12 protein-coding genes are annotated in these 20,489 nt (G+C 44.8%); all 12 read right to left on the minus strand.

From position 1 onward, the window contains the following. Position 1: 1 nt before the first annotated feature. On the minus strand, positions 2 to 2,026 hold the full coding sequence (locus B5F38_RS02475) for a phage baseplate assembly protein V (protein WP_087407726.1): 2,025 nt from the start codon (positions 2,024 to 2,026) through the stop codon (positions 2 to 4). 7 nt (positions 2,027 to 2,033) lie between these two features. Continuing rightward, entirely contained in the window at positions 2,034 to 2,519 is a 486-nt protein-coding gene (gene tssD, locus B5F38_RS02480) for a type VI secretion system tube protein TssD (protein WP_087407727.1), read from the minus strand. A 63-nt stretch (positions 2,520 to 2,582) separates the two neighbouring features. After that, complete coding sequence (tssD, locus tag B5F38_RS02485; protein WP_087407728.1) at positions 2,583 to 2,987, minus strand: type VI secretion system tube protein TssD; 405 nt, start codon at positions 2,985 to 2,987, stop codon at positions 2,583 to 2,585. Positions 2,988 to 3,037: 50 nt separating this feature from the next. After that, positions 3,038 to 4,423 (minus strand): hypothetical protein, encoded by a 1,386-nt coding sequence (locus B5F38_RS02490; protein WP_087407729.1) that lies wholly within the window; start codon positions 4,421 to 4,423, stop codon positions 3,038 to 3,040. Positions 4,424 to 4,433: 10 nt separating this feature from the next. After that, complete coding sequence (locus tag B5F38_RS02495; RefSeq protein ID WP_158096826.1) at positions 4,434 to 5,003, minus strand: hypothetical protein; 570 nt, start codon at positions 5,001 to 5,003, stop codon at positions 4,434 to 4,436. Further along, positions 4,978 to 7,221 (minus strand): ATP-dependent Clp protease ATP-binding subunit, encoded by a 2,244-nt coding sequence (locus tag B5F38_RS02500; RefSeq protein WP_087407731.1) that lies wholly within the window; start codon positions 7,219 to 7,221, stop codon positions 4,978 to 4,980. Before B5F38_RS02500 ends, B5F38_RS02495 begins: the two co-directional genes overlap by 26 nt. 15 nt (positions 7,222 to 7,236) lie before the next feature. Beyond that, positions 7,237 to 7,812 carry a UpxY family transcription antiterminator gene (locus tag B5F38_RS02505; RefSeq protein WP_087407732.1) on the minus strand — a complete coding sequence of 192 codons (576 nt, stop codon included), beginning with the start codon at positions 7,810 to 7,812 and terminating at the stop codon, positions 7,237 to 7,239. Between the two features lie 384 nt (positions 7,813 to 8,196). Beyond that, on the minus strand, positions 8,197 to 9,396 hold the full coding sequence (locus B5F38_RS02510) for a site-specific integrase (RefSeq protein WP_087407733.1): 1,200 nt from the start codon (positions 9,394 to 9,396) through the stop codon (positions 8,197 to 8,199). 304 nt (positions 9,397 to 9,700) lie between these two features. Then, complete coding sequence (locus B5F38_RS02515) at positions 9,701 to 10,843, minus strand: hypothetical protein (RefSeq protein ID WP_143240888.1); 1,143 nt, start codon at positions 10,841 to 10,843, stop codon at positions 9,701 to 9,703. Between the two features lie 18 nt (positions 10,844 to 10,861). Beyond that, the gene (locus B5F38_RS02520) at positions 10,862 to 13,066 is read right to left on the minus strand and encodes a S8 family serine peptidase (protein ID WP_143240889.1); all 2,205 of its coding nucleotides are present in this window, start codon (positions 13,064 to 13,066) and stop codon (positions 10,862 to 10,864) included. Positions 13,067 to 13,085: 19 nt separating this feature from the next. Continuing rightward, positions 13,086 to 15,281, minus strand: a complete 2,196-nt coding sequence (locus tag B5F38_RS02525) for a choice-of-anchor J domain-containing protein (protein WP_143240890.1) — start codon at positions 15,279 to 15,281, stop codon at positions 13,086 to 13,088. A gap of 65 nt (positions 15,282 to 15,346) precedes the next feature. After that, positions 15,347 to 19,606 (minus strand): choice-of-anchor J domain-containing protein, encoded by a 4,260-nt coding sequence (locus B5F38_RS02530; protein ID WP_158096827.1) that lies wholly within the window; start codon positions 19,604 to 19,606, stop codon positions 15,347 to 15,349. Positions 19,607 to 20,489 lie beyond the last annotated feature (883 nt).

Consider the following 20,489-nt stretch of genomic DNA (forward strand, 5'->3'; position numbering starts at 1 on the left):
GTCAATTAATTTTTACCATAGCTGATTTTACATCGATGCGATTGGTCGCATTGATAGCAGTTTCGTCTGATGCTTTCTGGTGATGAATCTTAGAGTATTCCAATAACTTATCTGTGGCCTCAACTCGAATATTCTCGCCTGTTACCTGAAGTTGATGAACAACTTGCTCGTCTTTATTGTTGTTCACTCGGATAAGCTGATTTTGATGCACGGTTAATGAGTCGTTCTTATCGATAGTCGAAGTCCTGTCATTTCCCGCGTGCTCCCGTATATCGTTATCGGCCGTACGCTGCATATCATGTGAAGCATCAATGAAAACATCATTGTCGGCCGAGGCTTTGATATCGTGTCCAGCTCTCAGAATAATATCATTTGCGGCACACAATTCAATATTCCCCGTAGATTCCAATTTGATAAGTTTCTTGTCTGTCGAAAAAGTAAGAATGTAATTCTCTTTTCCGTGATCGTATATGCGTATATATCCGTCCTCCCCCTCATCATGAATCTCTATGGTGTGTCCGTTTCGTGTACGAATAGACTTTACTTGATTGGAACTGTTGTCGTTATCGATCCAAGTCCTATCAGGCATACCTTTTCCGTTGTACAAGGTTCCCTTCACATAGGGTCGCTCGGCATTTCCGCCCTCAAAATCGACCATCACCTCTTCGTCAATCTCGGGAATAAAACTAAAACCTTTTCCGCCACCGGCATAAGGTTGGGAGATACGAAGCCAAGGAGACATCATAGATTCACTTTGCTGGGCCTGCCAATCAAATTGCACCCGAACTCGTCCCAAATAATTAGGGTCTTCATTATCTTTTACCCGAGCCCTACACGATGAAGCAACCGGATACACATCGCTATTGACATAGGGAGGATAATCACAGGCAGAAGGTATCCCTACAAAATGATTGCAATAAGTCTCATCGGACGAGAAGGTATGAACCAACTCCGTAATCAATATTTCGTCTTGCTCTACGTTGCTCTCGCGGCCTACAAGGTCGTCGGTCAAAAAATTATCTTGAATGATAAGTATGCTGCCGATACGAAGCTGTGAACAATAGGTCATCCCCGAATAGGTCAACATACCGGCTTTCTCGCCACGAGCCTGCGTCTTGGTCGATATATTCAGGACCGTAGACCGGCTATCACTATCGGCAAAGCCGCCGGAATGCAAATTTTGTAATGTAGCCTTGGTCATGACGCTCTTTGTTGCTGCAAAAACAAGCTCGGCCAAACTATTATACTCCAACTCCATCTCTTCCAAGCCTTCCTTTTGTTCTGCGTCGTACGAGTTATACGACGATGCGACGTGGCTAAATGCGACATGCTGCATCTTCAAATCTACATGATAGGCCGAAATATCTTTATTGGGATATCCCAATACGACAGGATCTCCCTGCGGCAGCTTCCCAAACACCAGATGTTCCCCATCGTTATACATCCACTCTCCAAATCGTTGGGCAAGTCGAAGCAAAAACTGATAATCCGTCTCGTTGTATTGTACGGTATAGGGTAAAACTTCGGTAAAGCGCGGATTGATTTCAGCCGCAATCTTATCGGAATAGTCATCGACGACATCCTCGACAATTTCGCTCAAGTTTTTTTTCTCAAAAGATTTGCAATTAGGATTATCAATCAAGAGGGCATCATAGCTTCTTGCTTCGACCTCTATACTATACTCCGTCCGGGAACGTGATCCCGAAGCCGAAACGATAGCCCCTCTAAATCTGATTTCCCGGGTTTTCGCATCTTCCGATTTCAACGATACCTTCTCTATATTCTCTGTTTCGAGAACCAGAGAAACATCTTTCCCGATAATATATCCACAAGCCCTAAACTGCGGCTCATCATCTCCTTCTTTAGGCCCTTTCCTTAATCTAAAAGTTAATATATTAGGCTGCAAAAGGCACTGTGACAACGTAAAATCGTCCATTGCGAAGAGAACTCCGGCTATTTCAATCAAGAAATTTTCGGAACGTGCATCACCGATGGTAAGCGTAAGTTTAGATACCGTTGTTGACATAATACTGTTAGAAAGGCTTTATATTCTCGGCTATAGTACCCCGAATAAAATCTTCCAAATTGGACGACAACATTTCGACCGAATCATTCGTCCACGTATTCATGAACACCGCTGCATTCATGGTTCCTATTCGAATAATCTGTGCCGATATTTTAATAGTCGTATACATCAGTTTGCCGTCCTGATCATTGAAGTAATCTTTCAATGTGGTACAATAGGCATTGGCAAAACTGACTGTTTTGTAGCTAGGCTTGTTGTCATTGGTATATATGCAGAATCGTAATATACCTGCCTTAACCTCCGACTTATGAAACATCCAATTATAAAAGAACATATCGTCGTCATTTGTCGAAGGCATGGTAATCCAGATTTCACCCCCTTGAGGTCGCGATGACGGTTTACCTGTTTCATCGATCATTTGAGAGAATTCATAATGGCACTCCACCACACCATACGTTCTCCCTCCAATCTTTAGACTTCCATGTAATGCCATAGTCTTGAGAATATCTCATAAGGGGATATTCTGCGAGAAAAGCCCCTTATGAGAAAAATTAAATTAGTTGTCGATAGTCCAACGATTGTTATGACGAGCATTGCCAATCTGAATCTCTTTAGCCGAGATTGTAAACTCTTCATATTGCAGAAGGCTATTGGTCGAATCGTAAGTTTCGGCATATTCTACCACATACCCTTCTTTGAATGAGAGATGCTTCATCTCTCCACCTTGGCGGTTGGGAAAAGAGATTGTTCCCGACTTGCTCATATAGGTATCAATCATCCACTCGAGAATATCGGTATTCCCATCGTCATTTGATTTTACCTTAACATAAATTTTGCCTCCCCGTGTTGTCCCCGTAGGCTGACCTTCGACATCGGTCTGCTGATTGAGTTCATACCGAACAAACAGAACTTCGCGCTCCTGAATACCATCAGCCGAAATAGTTGCGGTTCTCGTTGCCATAATTTTCGAATTAAATAGTTAAACAATTAAATATATGTTACTTACAAATATTACTGTACATTTTGTTCCCAATCGACCCCTGCTGTACCATTATGACCGGTAAGTTCTATCAGGAAGTTTTTTGCGGCAAAGAATGGTTTAAGTTCTACCTGAATCGATATATCCTTGGTCTCTGGATCCTGATTGATACCCTTCAAGTTATAATTCTCGATCAACTTACCCGGGCCTTTGTATTCACTCAAGAAATCATGAACAGCCTGTTGTAACTCTGCCTTTACCGAAGAGTTCCAGTTAATGAAGGCTTCATCATTAAAGAAATTCTGGAATACCTTTCCAATCCAATCGAACACTCGTACAATGGGATACTCCTGTAACCCCATTGTTGCCCCGTTATACAGCGAACGATTTGAGAATGCCATCACTCGACCATCTTCCTCTACAATAGGTACCACGCCGTGGTCAATAACCGACGCTATTTCCGATTTACGCATCTCCATACGAGCGCCTTTAACATTCGAAAGCGTACCATACTTTTTCCCAGCTATACCTTGTGCAATAACCACCTCATCGGTATTTGTCATTCGCCCGGCCAATGCTCCCGAGGCCGGAATATAGACATCTTCATATTCGTCTGCCAGTTCCGATTTTTTACGTCCCAATATATAATTACAGGTCATCACTACGTTGGCAAGCTGTACATCCTGACCCTGCAGATTCGCATCATCCAGTTCTTCTTGCAACATACTGAAATTGAGACTGTCTTTAAAATCGGTAATCAACAATATTTTATTCCGATATGCCGTCGAAGCCCACATTCTTACCACATCGCTATCACCCAAATAACCGGGTATAACCATTAGGCTGTAATTGTTTTTAAGGCTAAGGCGATCGTAGTATTTCTCTAACTCGTCTCGGACAGCAACAGTATCTTCTGAATCATGTGTCCCAAGTTCGGCTTTATCGACATTCATCAAGGTAATGCAGTTGACTTGCGACTGACCTGCATTGGCAAAAAATGAATCGAGGGTTCGATACGTTATTTCCAGATCCTTGATCTCTTCATGAATTCGCAAAAGATTTGACTGAAGATTTTCTTCGGCTCGTGCACTTTGCTCCTTGCACATATCCACGATTTGAGTCCGTTCCAAGCCTCCTTTCTCGAGAACATCAATCCACATAGCCAGCTCGTTTTTCAGCCGTTTTCGAGTGTCCTCATACGTTGCATCTTGCAAAAAGATATTCTTTACAGCCTTACGACGAGGATCCATATTGGCGGCATCTTTAATAAGACCTTTTATCAACTGAAATCCGCCAAATTTATCAAGCTCTTTTAATTGTGCAGGCAGGAGCTCCTCTGCCTTCAATGAACTGTTAGTGCCTTGAAACTGCAATTGTTCATTATCTGTCTGATTCGATAATTGTTCTTGTGTTGCCATAGACTTTGAATTAATCTGCATTTTCTATCTCTGCCAACAGAGACTTAAGTACATTTACTAAACTCTCTCGTGAATTGGCCTCTTTAAGTACACTTCTCAAAGACTTATTCTTCTCCAACTGAAAGATGATAGCTTGATACGCGTCTATTTTTGCCTTTTTATCGGAGAGTAAAGCACTCTGTTCAATCAATCTATCGTCTTCAAAATCCTTAATTTGTCTGAACTCGAAATCTTCATAAACGACTCCACCTTCTTCCGTATTCAGATCGATACCCTCTTTCGTAGGTCTATAATGTTCAAAGACCTCTTTCATACTTCTGGGTTTAAAACCTTCACGCTCCTCATCCGTATTCGGAGCATTATCGGTAAACTGATCGACATAGAGCGTTCTATTCTGAGGAAACTCTATAACACCATCTCGAGCCTCTGTATCCAAGACTTTGGTGATAACAGTCTTCTTTGCCATAACTTGTTGTTTTATCGTGTTAATATTGATTTTTGGCTGATTTTTCTGAACTGTATCATTCGGCTTTCGAAAAAACCGCGATACGCTTTCAATCAATTTCCCAAACCATTTCATTTTTTTCCATATCGTGTTTCATTATGACAGTATCGCCAGGTACCACATCGCCAGCGATAATCATCTTAGATAAAGGTCTACGTATCTCTTTCCGAATAATCCCCAATACAGGCCTTGCTCCATAATGAGTATTGAATCCCACTTTGGTTATGTATTGTTTTGCCGTATCATCAATTTCGAGCTTAATATCCTGCTCATGCAACGACTTCATCAGATTCTTAATATGAATATCAAAAATCTTGTATATCATCGATTCTGTGATAGGTGAGAAAGGAATAATTTCGGTAAGACGAGCTAGGAATTCAGGTCTGAACTGTCCCTGCATAACCTCTAGCATCTGGTCGTGTGTAGGTATACGATTAGCTTCGAACGACTGGAAAATATAATCACTACCAATATTGGAAGTAAAAATAATTAAAGCATTGGAGAAGTCGCCGACACGACCGAGCCGATCGTGCAGTTTCCCTTCATCCAATATTTGCAAAAACAAATCAAAGACCGAACGGTGTGCCTTTTCTATTTCATCAAAAAGCACGACCGAGTAGGGATGCCGACGTATTTGATTGACAAGCAAACCGCCCTCTTCATATCCCACATATCCCGGAGGAGCACCATAAAGCAACGATACGGAATGCTCCTCTTTATATTCCGACATATCGAATCGAAGAATCGAAGTTTCATCATCGAACAAAAATTCGGCCAACGCCTTAGCCAACTCTGTTTTTCCCGTTCCCGTAGGTCCCAAAAAGAAAAACGATCCGATAGGTTGACCCTTTTTGTTTAATCCCGACCGAGATTCATAAATTGCATCGAGTATACTTTTCACGGCATGATTTTGACCAACCACTCGTCGATGCAATATCTCCTCGGCATTAGACAATTTGATTCGCTCCTCCGATTGCACATTGCCCATAGGTATCCCGGTCATGGTAGAAACCACATCTTTTACATAGTCTTTATTCAGAACCGATATTGTTGATGCAGATTCACTTAACTCCAATTTTATTTTTACCGAAGCCATTGATCTATCCAACAAGTCAATAGCCGATGAAGGTAAACTATACTCGGGTATGTATCGTTTGGAGAGTCGCACAATTTCTTCTGCCACCCCCTCTTCTACCTCGACCTTATGAAACTCGACATAAGTAGGTATTTTACTTTTCAAAATCCTTATCGAATCACTCTCCGAAGGTTCTTCTACACTGATTTTCTCGAAAAAAGAGAGAAGTTCCTTATCTTTTTCTATATCTTTTGTAAAACCTTCGACAGTCGATGTACATATCAATTGAAGCTTACCTTTCGATATCTCTTTCTTTATTATCGGGACTATACTATTCAACAAAGATTGTTTGTCTTCTATCCGATGAAAATTTTCAACGACCAATACCGGTTGCGAATGTCGACTTATCTCGTTTACCAATTTCTTAAACCGATCTTCAATCTCACCTTTATAGCTTACACCTTGTGTAATAGCTATCAGATCGAGCTCAACCGGATAGAGATTCTTTAACGATGCTGGAAGCGAACCGTCATTTATTCTCTGCAATAATCCATATATCAAACTGCTCTTCCCGACGCCCGGTTCTCCAACAATAATCACATTGGCCTTGTCTTTACGAGATAAGACTTCGACCATAGAACGTATCTTATCGTCAAGTCCCAATATTGGCAAATGTGGTAACTCTTCTACCAATTCCGTATAATAACGATCTTCTTTACGCTCATCAGATGTTGTGGTAAAGGACTCTCTCTCCCGACTCGAAATTTTATTCTTTGGTTCATCACCCGAAATAGCCTGTATCACACATTCACTCGTAAGAGGCAGTGTTTTCAGTTGATCGGCCGTGAAACCGACTCCCGGAGAAACGATTGCAGCAAGTAGACAATATGTGCTCAAGCAATCCGGGCCTAACTTATCGGATAGTTTTTTTGCTTCCCTTATAACACTTTTAGCCTCATCGGAATAACAAATCTCTTTCATCGGATATGCCGATTTCAAAGTCTGCCGCAATCTCATATCGGCCCAGTCGAGCAGATAGTAATAATCCGAATCCAATCGATTTTCAATCAAATCAATCAGACCAACATTCTTGTGTAACAACGCTCTAAAGATGTGGGCTGGCTCAATTCTTGATGAATTGTTATCCACAACAAATGACTTTACAATATGAAGAAAGTCATCAGGAATTTGAGTGAGGAACTCTGTATATTTGTCCATATTATTAGAGAATATCTATTCCTTAACAAGTACCAGATCCGTTTTATCTATTTTTATACTTGCACACCCTATATAGTCAATAACTATCGAAACTTTTGATTTCGAATCGCTTATACCTGTAATAAATCCTTCCAGTCCTTTGAGATTTCCTCTAACGATTCTTACCCGATCGCCTTTTTTTATTTCTAACGACTCCAATGTGATTTCAGAATCACAATTCCCCAGCATGAACTTAAATTGGTCCATCTGCTCACACGGAATTTTTGCTGGCTTACAGTCTCCAGGAGCACGCAATAGCCGATAAACAAACGATAATTTTTCTATTTCTTTAACTGTTTCCTCATCGGAGCGTACAAAAACTACGAGTGGTATAACTATTTTCTCTACTTTTTTCCGCCTATCGGACCATTGATGAATTTCAGATTGAACAGGGACAAAAGTTTCATATCCAAGAGCACTTAACTTTTGAGCTGTTTTTTTCTCACATTTCATTTGAACTTGAGCTACATACCAATTTTTTGGATACGCTTCGCGAACGATAGCCCCATTAACTATCGTTTCAACGCCCCTTTTTTCGTTGCTCGCATTCATTTTTGCGTAATTTTACAGAAAGCAAAATGCACGTCTCTATCTGAGAGAGCATCCTTTTTAAGAAAGAATTATCATAGAACTATTTAGAATAATAGTCTATAAAAGATACAAGAAACAAATCCCCTAAAAAGATATTGAGAATTTGAAGTCTAACTTATATGATTTATATTTTTTTTATTGAAAACGATAAAAAAAACTCAATCCCCCTTAATATTAATATTTTTTTTAGTACTTTTGATACCTGTAATTGCTCTCTCAGATAGAGAGATACATGTTGCCCCTTTATAAGATCAGTACTTAACTTATCCCAAATAACTCGACAAAATAGGTATAAACAATTTGTCGAACTCTATTTCAAATTTTATTTACATCTTTTTAAAACCACTACAAATCACTCAAAATCAATCTATTTGCCTTATCAATTTTTGAATTTTGAAGAGAATCAAGATAAATTTGAGTGGTTATTTCACTATCATGCCCAAGACCTTTACTAATGACAGATAATGAAATACCCTTATCTCGTGCAATCGTTGCCCAAGCATGCCGAGCTACATATGTCGAAAGCGGTACCGATAGATTTATCATTTTACCTATTTTCTTCAAATTTCGATTTATCTTCATCATCTGATTTCTATATTGCTTGCGCTCTGTCCCATTCTCTACGAGAATCAATGGCAATAAATATTGTGTCTCATTATGATATTTCGAAATAATATCGAGAATATCGGGTACCAACTCTACACTGAGTTGCTGACCGGTTTTTTTGCGATAATAAGTTATATACCCATTGGCTATATCTTTCTTTCGTAAATATGCCATGTCAACAAAACTCATACCTCGAGTATAAAAACTAAATAGTAATATATCCTTGGCAAAATCTAACGCAGGTCGATTACTCGTATTCAAGTATTTTATTCTTCTTATATCATCGATTGTTATCGCCCGCTTTGTCGTTTTATCGACTCCGGTATATACTTTACAAAAAGGATGAACATCATTAGTTATACCTTCTTCTACGGCCGTTCTATATGCTGAACGAAAGTTTCTCATGTAAAACGAAGTCGTATTTCGACTTAAACCTCGATTTCGAAGGTATGCCTCGTATTGTTCGATAACATCTTTATCCAATTTTGTAAAACTTATATCTATTTCACCTCGAAATTTTCTAAAGCTATGCAATGTACTTTGCATAGCCTCACAGCTTCTTATCCGACCGAGACTTCTCAATCGCTCAATTTGTTTTCCCAAATATTCAAAAACTCCATTCTTCGACAACGGTTCATCTCGACAAAGAGACATGAGCTCATTTATCGAATAGTCTTTGTTTTCCATCTCTTCCACCAAGTTTTCAAATCGCTTGATCTCATATTGAATATCTCTTTTTATAGAACACAGATATTCATACCTAGGACTATTGGAGTTGGAACAGAGAACTATTCCTATTCTCTCATCCCATTCGTCTTTATAAATATGATACCCGGTATTAAACCGCCTCACCCTACGATTTTGAATTACTTGATAATAAATAGTTCCCTCCCTATCTTTCAATGCTGATGGCCGAAATTTAATTTTGATACTTGTCATATTACTCTTTTATTAGGTTCATTTAATTATTCAATACGTTGCACTCTCTCAAAATACTTTTACGGACCATGATGTTTCATTGCGAACCACATTTGTTCAGATGAAAGTGATATTACGTTTTTCATATAGATTAAAAGGAAAAGATTACATAACAAGCGATTAGATCTATTGACAAATATACTTCTCCAATTTCAATATGCGTTCACTTCAACATTTAAACCACCAAGGGGGATCCTCCTTTCGGAGAGTCCCCCTTTACCTATCTACGACCTCGGTCGTAAAGTATCTTAATGCAGTTAAATTATCAGTTTCTCAGGTAGACAATCTTGTCGGCCTTGCGAGAGCCGTCGGTATAGACAGTAACCTTGATGACCAAGCTACCCTCTTGCGGCTCGGCAAGTTTGCGACCATCGATGGCATAGTAGTCGATGTGCGAAACCTCTTTTTCGACATTAGTCATGGAGGGAGCCTCGATAGCCGAGATGTCGGTCTTGGAGACGTCGTAAGTCACGTTTACCGTTTTGACAAACTCGTAGAACTGATTCTCATCGACCATGATGCCGCTCTCGCTATATTTGGCTACCCAAATAGCCATGGGGTCGATGGCGATTTCGCCTTTTTCGAGGTCGATCGAGGCACGCACCTTGCCATAGTTATTGGTTCCGGAATAGGCTACTTTGGTGGGCATATTGGTATCTTCGTCATACTCGCAGCCAGTGAGGATACGGTAATTCCCATCATTGGCCTGCCCGGTGAGGGTATAGCCAAACCACACTTTACCGGCTGTGCGATCGATGGTTCCGCTCAGGTGCACGCCATAGCCATACTGGTCGGCCTGCAAAACGTTGTAAATATCGATGTTGTTGCCCGAGATGGTGACGTAGGAAGGACGTGATTCGATATACTCGTCCTGTTCATCGGCTGTTCCTACATATGAGGTATTGTTGGTAGTCCCATTGCAACGAGCAATGCGCGAGCCGCTGGAGAAAACGGACATTTGCATTTCTTCTCCTTGTATGGCCACGAGCATCAAATCGGAATTACACTCCCAAACGTTGTTGCCGATATATTTGTATTCGATGGGGCGCATGATTACCTCTTCGTCCTCGGTATTCCAGGGATAGAGATAAATCAAATAGGATCCAAAGTAATCGAACACAGGGGTCCCGGCGGGGATACTTATCTTGCCGGTCGTCTCGCTATACTCGGCTTTGAAATCGAGGCAGTTTCTCATATAAAATCCGCTGAGTGTAATCGAGTCGTTGTCAGCCGGCTCGATGGTGAACGGCTTCATCGACGCGAGGCTTTTCACGCCATTATAGGATTGTGAATTTAAAACGATGAAATCGCCTGTCATTTCACTCATCGAGGGGACTGTCGTTGTTTCTTGTGCGCAAACCGATGCGGCAGCGGCCACTGCGGTGACCAGCATAAACTGTTTAAACATTTTCTGCATTTTATTAATTTATTGAACAATTATCTTTTTTACCATTGATTTTGTATTTCCACCCATGATGCGCAGCATGTATATGCCTGCGGCAAAGTCATTGAGGTCGACTGTCACCTCTTCGCCGGCAGCAACCTTGCCAATGGCACGGGTAGCGACACAGGCGCCTTGCAGGTTATACAGTTGCAAGGCTACCTGACTGTCGTCATAACCGAAGAGCACCCGCACACAGTTGCCATCGTTGACTACCAGATGCGAGCGGTTGTCGGCCAGACTCGGCTCAATGCCGCTTTCGTAACGGATACACTCTTTGATACCTGCATAAGCATCGATTTTACCATAGCCCCAGAGGTTGGAGGGCAAGGTCTCGCCCGTGAAGGAGTCGTGGCGTGCGGTAGCCTGCATGATTTCGCGGGCATACTCGGGAGTCAGGCCGGGGAAGGCCTGCAACCAGGTAGCCATTACACCTGTCACAAAGGGCGAGGCCATCGAGGTACCCTGCATATAGCCGAACTCATATTTCTTGTCGTTCCATGTAACGGTGCTGTACTTGAGCTTGCTGCCCGAGTAGTAGCTCGAGAGCGACGAGATGATGTAGGTACCGGGGGCGGCAATGTCGGGTTTCACACGACCGTCGGCCGTGGGACCCTTGCTCGAGAAGGAGGCCAGGGCGTCTAACGTCTCGCCCGAATAGGAGGGTATGCCGTATTGCGTGCAGTGGTCGCGAGAGACATAAGCCCCTACCGAGATGATGCGTTTGCCGGTGCCGCCCAGCTCGTCCATGGACGACTGGTCGTTGCCGTCGAGGAATCCGGGACGGTCGTAGCTGCTGAGCGAAGTGGTGAACTCGTCGGTCCACAGGTGTATCGTGCCGGGATTGGACGAGATGATGTAGAAGCCGCGGTCGTAGCCCTCGGTGATGGAGTAAAAGTCGGGAGCGAGAATGAGGTGGGTTTTCCCGTTGACGGGATTGATTTCACCCTCGACGCCCAGACTGCCCCACACGCCGTCGACATTGGTATCAAAGGTGTATATGGTGTTTTCACACACGGTGGAGTTGAATCGGGAGGGTTCGTATGTACGCTCTACCTTGTTTTCCTTGATGTTGTAAACGATGGGCACAAAGGAGACGTCCATGCCGGGGTCGCACCACACCTCGACGGTACCATACTGCCCGTCGATATAGTTGAAGTCGAAGAATGTGGCCAGCGTGTCGGGCTCATTGCCTTCGAAGGTCTTGCTCACGTGGTATTTCGTACCGCCGCTGTTGCCGCTGGAACCTACCAGCAGGCGGCCCGGGCCTTGCAGCTCGTCGGCCAGGCGGTCGAAGGTAGAGGAGCCGTCGCGCGGTCCCCAGTAGGAACCCAGGCTCAGGTTCACCACGCAGGGTTTGCCTACCGACTGGGCATAGTCGAAGATGTATTTCACACCGTCGATGATGGCCGTGTTGTCGCCCGTGTACATATCCTTGCTGTTGTACGAAACCAATACGATGTCGGCATCGGTAGCTACACCGTAGAGACCTTTGTTGTCGGTATTGTCGGCACCGGCAGCGATACCCAGCACGTGGGTGCCGTGGGTGGTCTGGTCGGTATCGTACCCCTTGGCGAGAATGGCCTCGGCAGTGGTGTATTCACAACCGTAGTCGAAACCTTCGGGGGCCGTGCCCGAGGCGTTCTGATCCCACACCCGCTTGATGCGCAACTCGCTCTTGTCGCGGGTATAGAAATCGGGGTGCGTATAGTCGAAACCGTTGTCGACCACACCGACTACTACCCCACTGCCCCGGTATTCCTGGGGAAGCGATACGCCGGTTTGTACGTCGTCGACGAGGGCATCCATGCGGGCCTCGTTAAGTCTCGGCTTGACGGGCGTTCCCATCTCGACATATTTCACTCCCTCGAGAGCGGCTACCTGGTCCAGGGCCTCGAAGGGAATATCGGCCGTGAGTATCTGACCGATGACCGAGCGAACCTCTACACCGCAAGGGGTGAGGATGTCGGGGGTATACCCTTCGTTCAAGTGAATGAAGGCCGGGATGACCAGTTGGCCCCGCGTATTGAGTTTCTTCTGGAGCGGAGTTTTGCCCGACTGCCGGCTATCGGCTACTTTTTCCTGTTTGATACGCTCGACATAATGTCGCGTGTATGGGGACAATTTGGATTGCCCCCATACCGACAGTGACATTATAGCGAGCAGCATCGCTATAAATAGTTTCTTCATGTTGATTTGCAATTAAGACTTACCGAACAATAATCTTTTGAACCGAGTCATTGCTCTTGACTATATAGATACCGGGATAAAGCGAACGCTCATAAACCGTCTCGGTAAACGAGTCGACAAGCATACCGCCGGCGCTGTAAATTGCAACGGCCCGCCCATCGGGATTGTCCACTCTCACGCTGTTCTTTCCTGTTGTAATCACGAGCTTGCTGTCTTCGCCCTTCACGGTTTCGATACCCGACGGTGCATCGAGACGAATATCGAATACGCGGAGATACTCATGGAATTTCTCGGAGGTCACGTGGAACGCATAGTAGTAAACGCCATCTTCGTCGACCGTGATAGGTACTTTATATTCGGTTACCGGATTATCTTCGCCGACACTGGGTACCTCGGGAATATCGAGCAGCTGCTTGGTCTGCTCTTCGGGAGTGCGGCCTTTGCCGAATGTTATCTCCATCGACTCGGGATATTCGGCCATCGACGAATAGGCTTTGAACAGCAAGGTATAGTTTACGCCCTTCTTATAATTGATGGGAGGAGCAATCAGCCAGTCATCGGCAGCCTGCGTTTCGTTATAGATATACAAGGCAGCGCCGATGCTCTTATCGAAATTCCAGCAGTAGCCGTCACCGTTCGAATCGATCAGCGTATAGTAGCCAAACATATCGTTCGGTTCGGAGAACAGTCCGCCATAAGGAGGATTGAGAGGCAAGCCGAGCACAAGCTCTTCGGAGAATGAATAGCCACCGTCTTCGCCCTCATAGGTCGAGACTACGAAATATCTGTAATAATTCATGTCGGCGGGGTGCGTCTCGGTAAAGGTGCACTCTTTAAGATTCTCGGCTACCACGCTATTGGTACCCTGGTAGTAACCGGTTTGTTTAATTACCCTGTAACGAATGTTGTCTTTGTCGATAATAGCACCGTTCATGCCTGTGGTAGGAGCTTCCCAGGTAAGCGTGGTCGTGAGGCCCTCATAAGAGAGTTTTACGTTGGTAGGAGCAGCAGGCAGGTCATAACCGGCATAGAATGTCCGTTGGATAGTGGGCCCTGATCCCTTTTCGTTCGACAAGGTAATCGATACGGTGTGATTGTCGTTCAGCAAGGCAAGCTCCTCGCTCTTGAATAATGTGCCGGCTTGAGCCGTAGCGTCGACAAGCACCTTGTCGCCCTCGACAACCTTTATCTTCAAGTTGGAGTCGGTGAAGGGGTTGCCTCTATAATCGTTCTCGGGCAACCGGAATTGAATAGAGCCGCTTGCCGACCCCTCTTCGGGGGTTACATATTCAAAATCAGAGATAATGCCCGGTGCTCCGTTGTTGGGTTCTTTGAACCAAGCGCCGCTCACTTGATAGCAACGACTCAAATAAGAGACCATGGTAGCCTCGGCATTCGTGAGGTTCACCTCGAAGATGGGCGAATACTCGCTGTCCAGCTTGGAGCTGTTGCTTTCGAGTATCCAATAGGCCTTGCCCGTAGAGCGGTTGAGGAACATGGCCTGTTCGGTTGCGCTATTAAACAGATAGTCATCCGGGCCGAGCAGGTTCTTGGCGGTAATGTCTCTTACCTTCACGGCCAGGCCATCGGTCTTCCTGATTTTATAGAGGCTCGATACGCCCGAATCGATTACGATACTGTAAAGCATACCGTTGTTTGTCGAGACCAGAGTTTTAAAGCGCAGATTGCGATCAAAGTTGTCGCCTACCCGGGTCATATCGCCGGTCTCGGGATCGATTTCGACCAAATGAGAATCGGTAAAATCGACAACAATACCATAGATTTTGTCGTTGGTGATGTCATAGGCAAGTGATTTGGTGGTACATACGCCATTATCGGGCAGCTCTTTCTCGTAAAGCACCTTATAGGTTTCGGCATCGAGAATGGTCCACACCGGTTTTTGGGTAGACAGGTTGGCCTCGTCGTTGTATACGTTGCAATAGATTTTACCTTCGTGATATACACCGCCACCTGCAATATACCGACTGAACAAGACTCCGTTATCGTCGGGTTTGAACTGTTGGTCATACCCGAACTTGTACATACCCGGAGTCATCTCGTCGATTTGATTGATTGCCGAGAAGGTCACTATACCATACATCTCGACACCCTCCATGGCGATTCGCTGATTATACTCCTGAGCGACAGCCATATTCACACTACCCAAAAGCAATGCGGCCGACCACAGGAAACCTTTAAATAAGTTTTTCTTCATAGTTATTTGTGTAAATAAGGCACTGCCCCTTATTCGGGGGCAGTGCCACTTGTTTGATTGTTTCTTTAATTCTTCATTACCTTCAAGGAGATTACATTGCCCTCGGCATTCACTGCCTTCACAATGTAAATACCTTTACTCATGTTGGCCATCGAAATCGTACCGTCGGCATTCTCGGTGTCGAGTACCAATTGTCCCTGCATATTGAAGATCGATACCTGTTCTATATTTTCGGGGACATAGAGGGTCGAGGTCGATTGAGCATAGTAGATACCACCGTTGTCTTCTACCTCGGCAATACCCGAGCCACCCGATACCTTCTCGATCTTGAAGTCGTCGATGGCAATAATACCCGAGTTGGCTGCCGTAGCAAGGAACTTGAAATAGAAGCAGTAGTCCATATCATACTTGGGAGTATATTTTACAAGATACTTGGTCCACTCCTTGGCAGGCTCGGTCATGGCTTGCAGCAACGGCAATTCAATGCCGCTTTCATCTTGTGTATAGGCTTCATAAAGGCCACCTATCGTAATGTTCTCACCGTTACCCGGCATATAGAGGTAGTAGGAGATTTCGTAGGTCTTACCCGCTTCGAGCGAGAAATAAGGCGTATACAGAAGCTCGTCTCTTGCACCCAAAGTGTACTCGTTGGCGACAACAGCATATTCGCCCGAGTGAGCAGCCACGGTATTTTCGGGCATGGTAGTTACCCGGAAGAGAGCAGAGCTCGAGGTGCGGCAACCCCACTTGTTGGTGAAATTCGTATCGTCGACATCCGTGCGGTTTTCGAAATCCTCTTCATAGGGGAGTTCTACCGGCTCGTCCTTGGTCATCAGGCGGTATACCTTGAAGCTCTTCACCTGAACCTTCGAACCGTTTTCGCTCTCGACATGGATACCGAAATAGTTGCTTTCGTCCTCGGGGAGGAAAGTACCACCGACTTCCATCAAGGCATAGTTGCTCAATATGACATTGTCGAAGCTGTAAATTACCTCGGTCTGATCTTTCACACTCGAACCGTTACCGCGGGTGAAAGTAACATCGGCATATTGGTCGACATCGGTCATAAACTCGCACAATACATAGTACGATTTGCCCGGCTTCAAAGTAAGTTCGGGCGAGATGAGCCACTCGTCTTTGCCGGTGGTTACCATCTGGCCACCCTCGGCAGCCCAAGTCTTGCTGTCGTTGTCATTGTCGACAGCGGTCCAGCCGTTATCGCCCTCGGCAAAGTCGAAGATTTGGATTTGTTCTTTCAGGTAGCCGAAGGTGAAGCTGCTGAGCGAAACCACGGCAGTCGTGGCAGGGCCGGCCTCGGTATCGATGCAAGGCACAAATTTATAAATCTTTTGGCCTGTGAATTTATCAAAGTCGGCATAAGTATAGGTAAACGACATGGGGATACCCGTTTCGGCATCGACCGTACTTGCGTCGGGCATGACCACCGTAGGCTCGGCAATGAGTTCGGTGCCGTCATAAATTTGAGTCTTTATGACAGAACCCTTTTGTATCGTTTCGCCGTCGACATCGACAAGGGGGTGATTCCAGCTGAAGATTATGCTTTGATTGGAGCTGATAACCATAGCCCTTGCATTCATGACAGCTGCCGGCTTCACAGGTTCAATCTCAACGATTTGGTCTACGGCAAAATCGTCAATCTTAATATCGACATCGCTGGCACCATCGCTCGTGACTTTGATTACGAAGCAATACTCGGCAGCCTCATCGACGGTAAGGTCGAAGCTCTTTTCTTCCCAGCTGGTCATGCCGGTCTGACTATTCACCTCGAAGACGGGCTCGCCCACGATGCTCTCTTGATTTTGATCCGTAGCTTTGTAAATGGCAATAGAATTATTGGCTTTCCCGCTCAACTGGAACATATTGAACTGGAAGCTAACCGTGTAGACATTACCCGGTTCGAACGAGAACTTGGGCGTATAGGCCACCTCTTCCCGTGCCTCGGGAGCATTGCCCTTAACCATCAAGGCATTGGGCCGCGAATAGGCGTTCATATAAATCGTAGCAGCTTGAGAGACATTGCGCACATAGAAACCAAGCTCATCGCTGCTGCGTTCCATTCTCCAACCGGTGGGTATTTCGGTATTTTTGTCGAAATTCTCGAAATAGGGAAGCTCCATCACCGGTGCCTCTTGATACTCTTGAATGTAGCATACGTTTACATCTCTCACACGCATACCGTTTTCTATATTACCGGCTTGGAAACCTATATAATAGGTACCGGCGGTCTCTACACTGAACTGCGGCGTGCTCGTGCTTACGAACCCGTTGTAGTAAATGTTGTTGAGCGACAGAAGCTCGGTATCCATGTTATCAGCGGTTTGAGCATCGCCCAACCATACTTGGAGGTTGCCTGCAAACGCTTCACTTGTAGCTACATCGAATTTAACGACATAACGCTTGCCCGGCTCGAGTTGTACACCCGGAGTAATGGCCCAGTCGTTGTGGTCGCCCGAGCTGGTCGTAGGAATGGTGATAGCCGAGGCCGAATAGTTCCACGTGCCACCGCCGTCCTTATTTTCGATAACCCATTTTGCAAAATCGTCGGCCGTATCCAAAGGTATATCCTGCAACAGAATTGCCTCGCCATTGATATCGTCGAGGTTGATGCTTGCTTCGACAGGCAACGATTCTATGTCGTTAATCGAAGCTACGACACGATACAGAGCCATACCGCCAAATTTGGCAGGAGAATAGGTGTAGGTATCTTTTTCACCGACAGCGCGGTCTTCCAAGGTAGCCACCTTAACACCGTTTTCATAAATCGTGATGTCGAGAGTTTCGATAATAGGAGCTTCGGTGACATCGAACGCGGGGTTGGTCCAGTTCAAGGTTACCGTTTGCTCTTTATGATTGGAAGAAACTCTCAAACCGTCTACCGGTTGGGGCTTGGCTTTCGAGGTTTGCGATACCGAAATCTTATCCAACGAAATGATACCGTTGGGATTGGCCGTTGTCAGGTTGAAACCTATATACACATTGCCCGACTGGCTGCAAGTCAAACGAATCACTTTGTCTACCGACCCGCTGCCCAAATTGATGCTCTCGGTCGTGAGGCTGTTGGTCATGCCTGCGGCCGTAGGAGTAGTACCCCATTTGATAACAACCTCGTCGGCATCGAATGCACCGGCTTGCGAGAGGGTGTAACGAATCACGTAGTCGTTGCCGGCAACCATATTCAAGGCCGGCGTGATGAGCCAATCATTGGCTTCGCCTATGGCCATGTTGCCATTATATGCAGGACCGGCATAACCTTCTTCCATGGCCCATTTCACATTATCGGTGTTGCTATCGATGACAGTCCAGCCATTAAGAGGCTCGCTCTCGTCAAACCGGGTCGAATAAATCTCGTTCTCCTCGGGCATCACCTCTACATATTTATCTATGGCAAACGATTGTATCATCAGAGTATTTCCACCCGTAGTCGATGTGTTATGGAACGAGAAATAGTAGTTGCCACTCGATGTCGGGGTAAAGATAATTTCCTCTATGTTTTCTCCTATTTGGTCAAAGTCAAGCTGTTTGATGGGCTGCATTTGAGCCTTATCGGTACCTTGTGTAAGGGTTACGACATCGTAATCCTTGGGAGCACCGTCTATCGCAATATTGGTTGTAATCTTATAAGCTACACCACCCTCGAGAGTTACCTGCGGCGAGAAAAAATCGTCATCGTGCGATCCCATACCGAGCATAACGCCGAAGCCGCTCGATGGAGTCCAAGTCTGGCCGTCATCGTTGTTGTCGGCCGATGTCCAATTTTCAGAATTATTCAAAAAGTCGATGCTGTAAGGCACTTCTACGACAACCTCTTCGGGAGTCTCGCCCGCATCATCGCCCTCATACAATTTGAACTCAAAAAGGAAACATGGGTTGCTGAACGCCGGACTCGTGTTGTGAAATGCAAAATAGAAAGTTCCGCTCGAAGGTGCCTCGAACGGAGTTTTTTGGGCTGCGGGATACTGCGAAGTATCATCGAGGGTAATATCGTTCAATTTTACGAACGTGCTCATATCGCTGGCCGAGCTCGCATAACCGATAGAAAGGATGCAGCCGTTCATACCAGAATTTAGCATACAGGCATTGCTCTCAATCGTGTATACCTTACCAGCTTCGAGCGTAAACCCGGGCGACACATAATAGTCGTTACACTCCGACGCATAATCCGTCATCATCATGACACTGCCATAATAGGTACCTCCAATATAGGCCCACCGGGCATTATATCCCCAGGTGGTACCCGGCGTGGTACTGTTATCGACCGCCGTCCAGCCTTCCTGGCTATTGCCAAAATTAATCGAATACGGCAACGCGGTCTGCGCTTTACCGACATTTACCCCCGCAAGGAGAATAAATGTAAACACTACAAGTATTAGTTTTCTCATATCAACTGTTATTAAGTTATATTGTATTCGCAAGTTATAAAAATTAAAAATATTGAATATCTCAATATTCATAAAAGCGATTCACTTTCATGTATATTGAAATTATATTCACTATTTTGCAAATTTAGAATCTCCTCTTTTCATATTTATAAGGATATGCTCTCTACACACTACCACAATCTACAATAAGCGATTGTCTTTTCTATAAATGTCTATATTCATTAAGTCTCTCGCACCTTGCACACCTTGGAAGAATTTCGCTTTTACAACCAAACTCCCCCTCGACGAATGCACGAAAAATAACCAAACCTTCAACAGGAAACAAGAATACCTACTGCTACACTATACACCGATGCACACACCTGCCCATCACGACCCGCTAATGCCGCGACTCTCTTTCTATGAAACTGGTGTGCACTTTTTTCATTACGTCTCTCCTGCTCGATGTCATCATTATACCACTGCATCTTGCCGCCATTTTTATAGAAATCCATGCAAAGATATAACATTATTACAAAAATAAGCTATTAAGTCTACTAATTTTACAACGAAACTCAAAAAAAAGATAATATTCTGCTTTCGTTTTTTGCTCTACGGTCACATTTTTCCAAGAGGCTTTTGATTCTCCGTGCATGACAATAGACTCAGAGTCAACCCTTCAGGTCCAGACAGAGCTTCGGCGAACAATCTTTTCAACCCCGCTACAAGCACTTGAACCGGCTCTTGCATTCGCCGCTGCAGAAGAGAAACAACTCCCCCAAAAGCGTATGCCCATACGCTCTACACATTATTATATTATACCTATATG

This window comes from Barnesiella sp. An22 (assembly GCF_002159975.1).
In the GTDB taxonomy this organism is placed as follows: Bacteria; Bacteroidota; Bacteroidia; order Bacteroidales; family Barnesiellaceae; genus Barnesiella; species Barnesiella merdigallinarum.

Excerpts from the sequence above, each read along its gene's own strand:
- B5F38_RS02475 (WP_087407726.1), bottom strand. The coding sequence starts at position 2,026 with ATGTCAACAACGGTATCTAAACTTACGCTTACCATCGGTGATGCACGT.
- tssD (WP_087407727.1), bottom strand. The coding sequence starts at position 2,519 with ATGGCATTACATGGAAGTCTAAAGATTGGAGGGAGAACGTATGGTGTG.
- tssD (WP_087407728.1), bottom strand. The coding sequence starts at position 2,987 with ATGGCAACGAGAACCGCAACTATTTCGGCTGATGGTATTCAGGAGCGC.
- B5F38_RS02490 (WP_087407729.1), bottom strand. The coding sequence starts at position 4,423 with ATGGCAACACAAGAACAATTATCGAATCAGACAGATAATGAACAATTG.
- B5F38_RS02495 (WP_158096826.1), bottom strand. The coding sequence starts at position 5,003 with ATGAAATGGTTTGGGAAATTGATTGAAAGCGTATCGCGGTTTTTTCGA.
- B5F38_RS02500 (WP_087407731.1), bottom strand. The coding sequence starts at position 7,221 with ATGGACAAATATACAGAGTTCCTCACTCAAATTCCTGATGACTTTCTT.
- B5F38_RS02505 (WP_087407732.1), bottom strand. The coding sequence starts at position 7,812 with ATGAATGCGAGCAACGAAAAAAGGGGCGTTGAAACGATAGTTAATGGG.
- B5F38_RS02510 (WP_087407733.1), bottom strand. The coding sequence starts at position 9,396 with ATGACAAGTATCAAAATTAAATTTCGGCCATCAGCATTGAAAGATAGG.
- B5F38_RS02515 (WP_143240888.1), bottom strand. The coding sequence starts at position 10,843 with ATGTTTAAACAGTTTATGCTGGTCACCGCAGTGGCCGCTGCCGCATCG.
- B5F38_RS02520 (WP_143240889.1), bottom strand. The coding sequence starts at position 13,066 with ATGAAGAAACTATTTATAGCGATGCTGCTCGCTATAATGTCACTGTCG.
- B5F38_RS02525 (WP_143240890.1), bottom strand. The coding sequence starts at position 15,281 with ATGAAGAAAAACTTATTTAAAGGTTTCCTGTGGTCGGCCGCATTGCTT.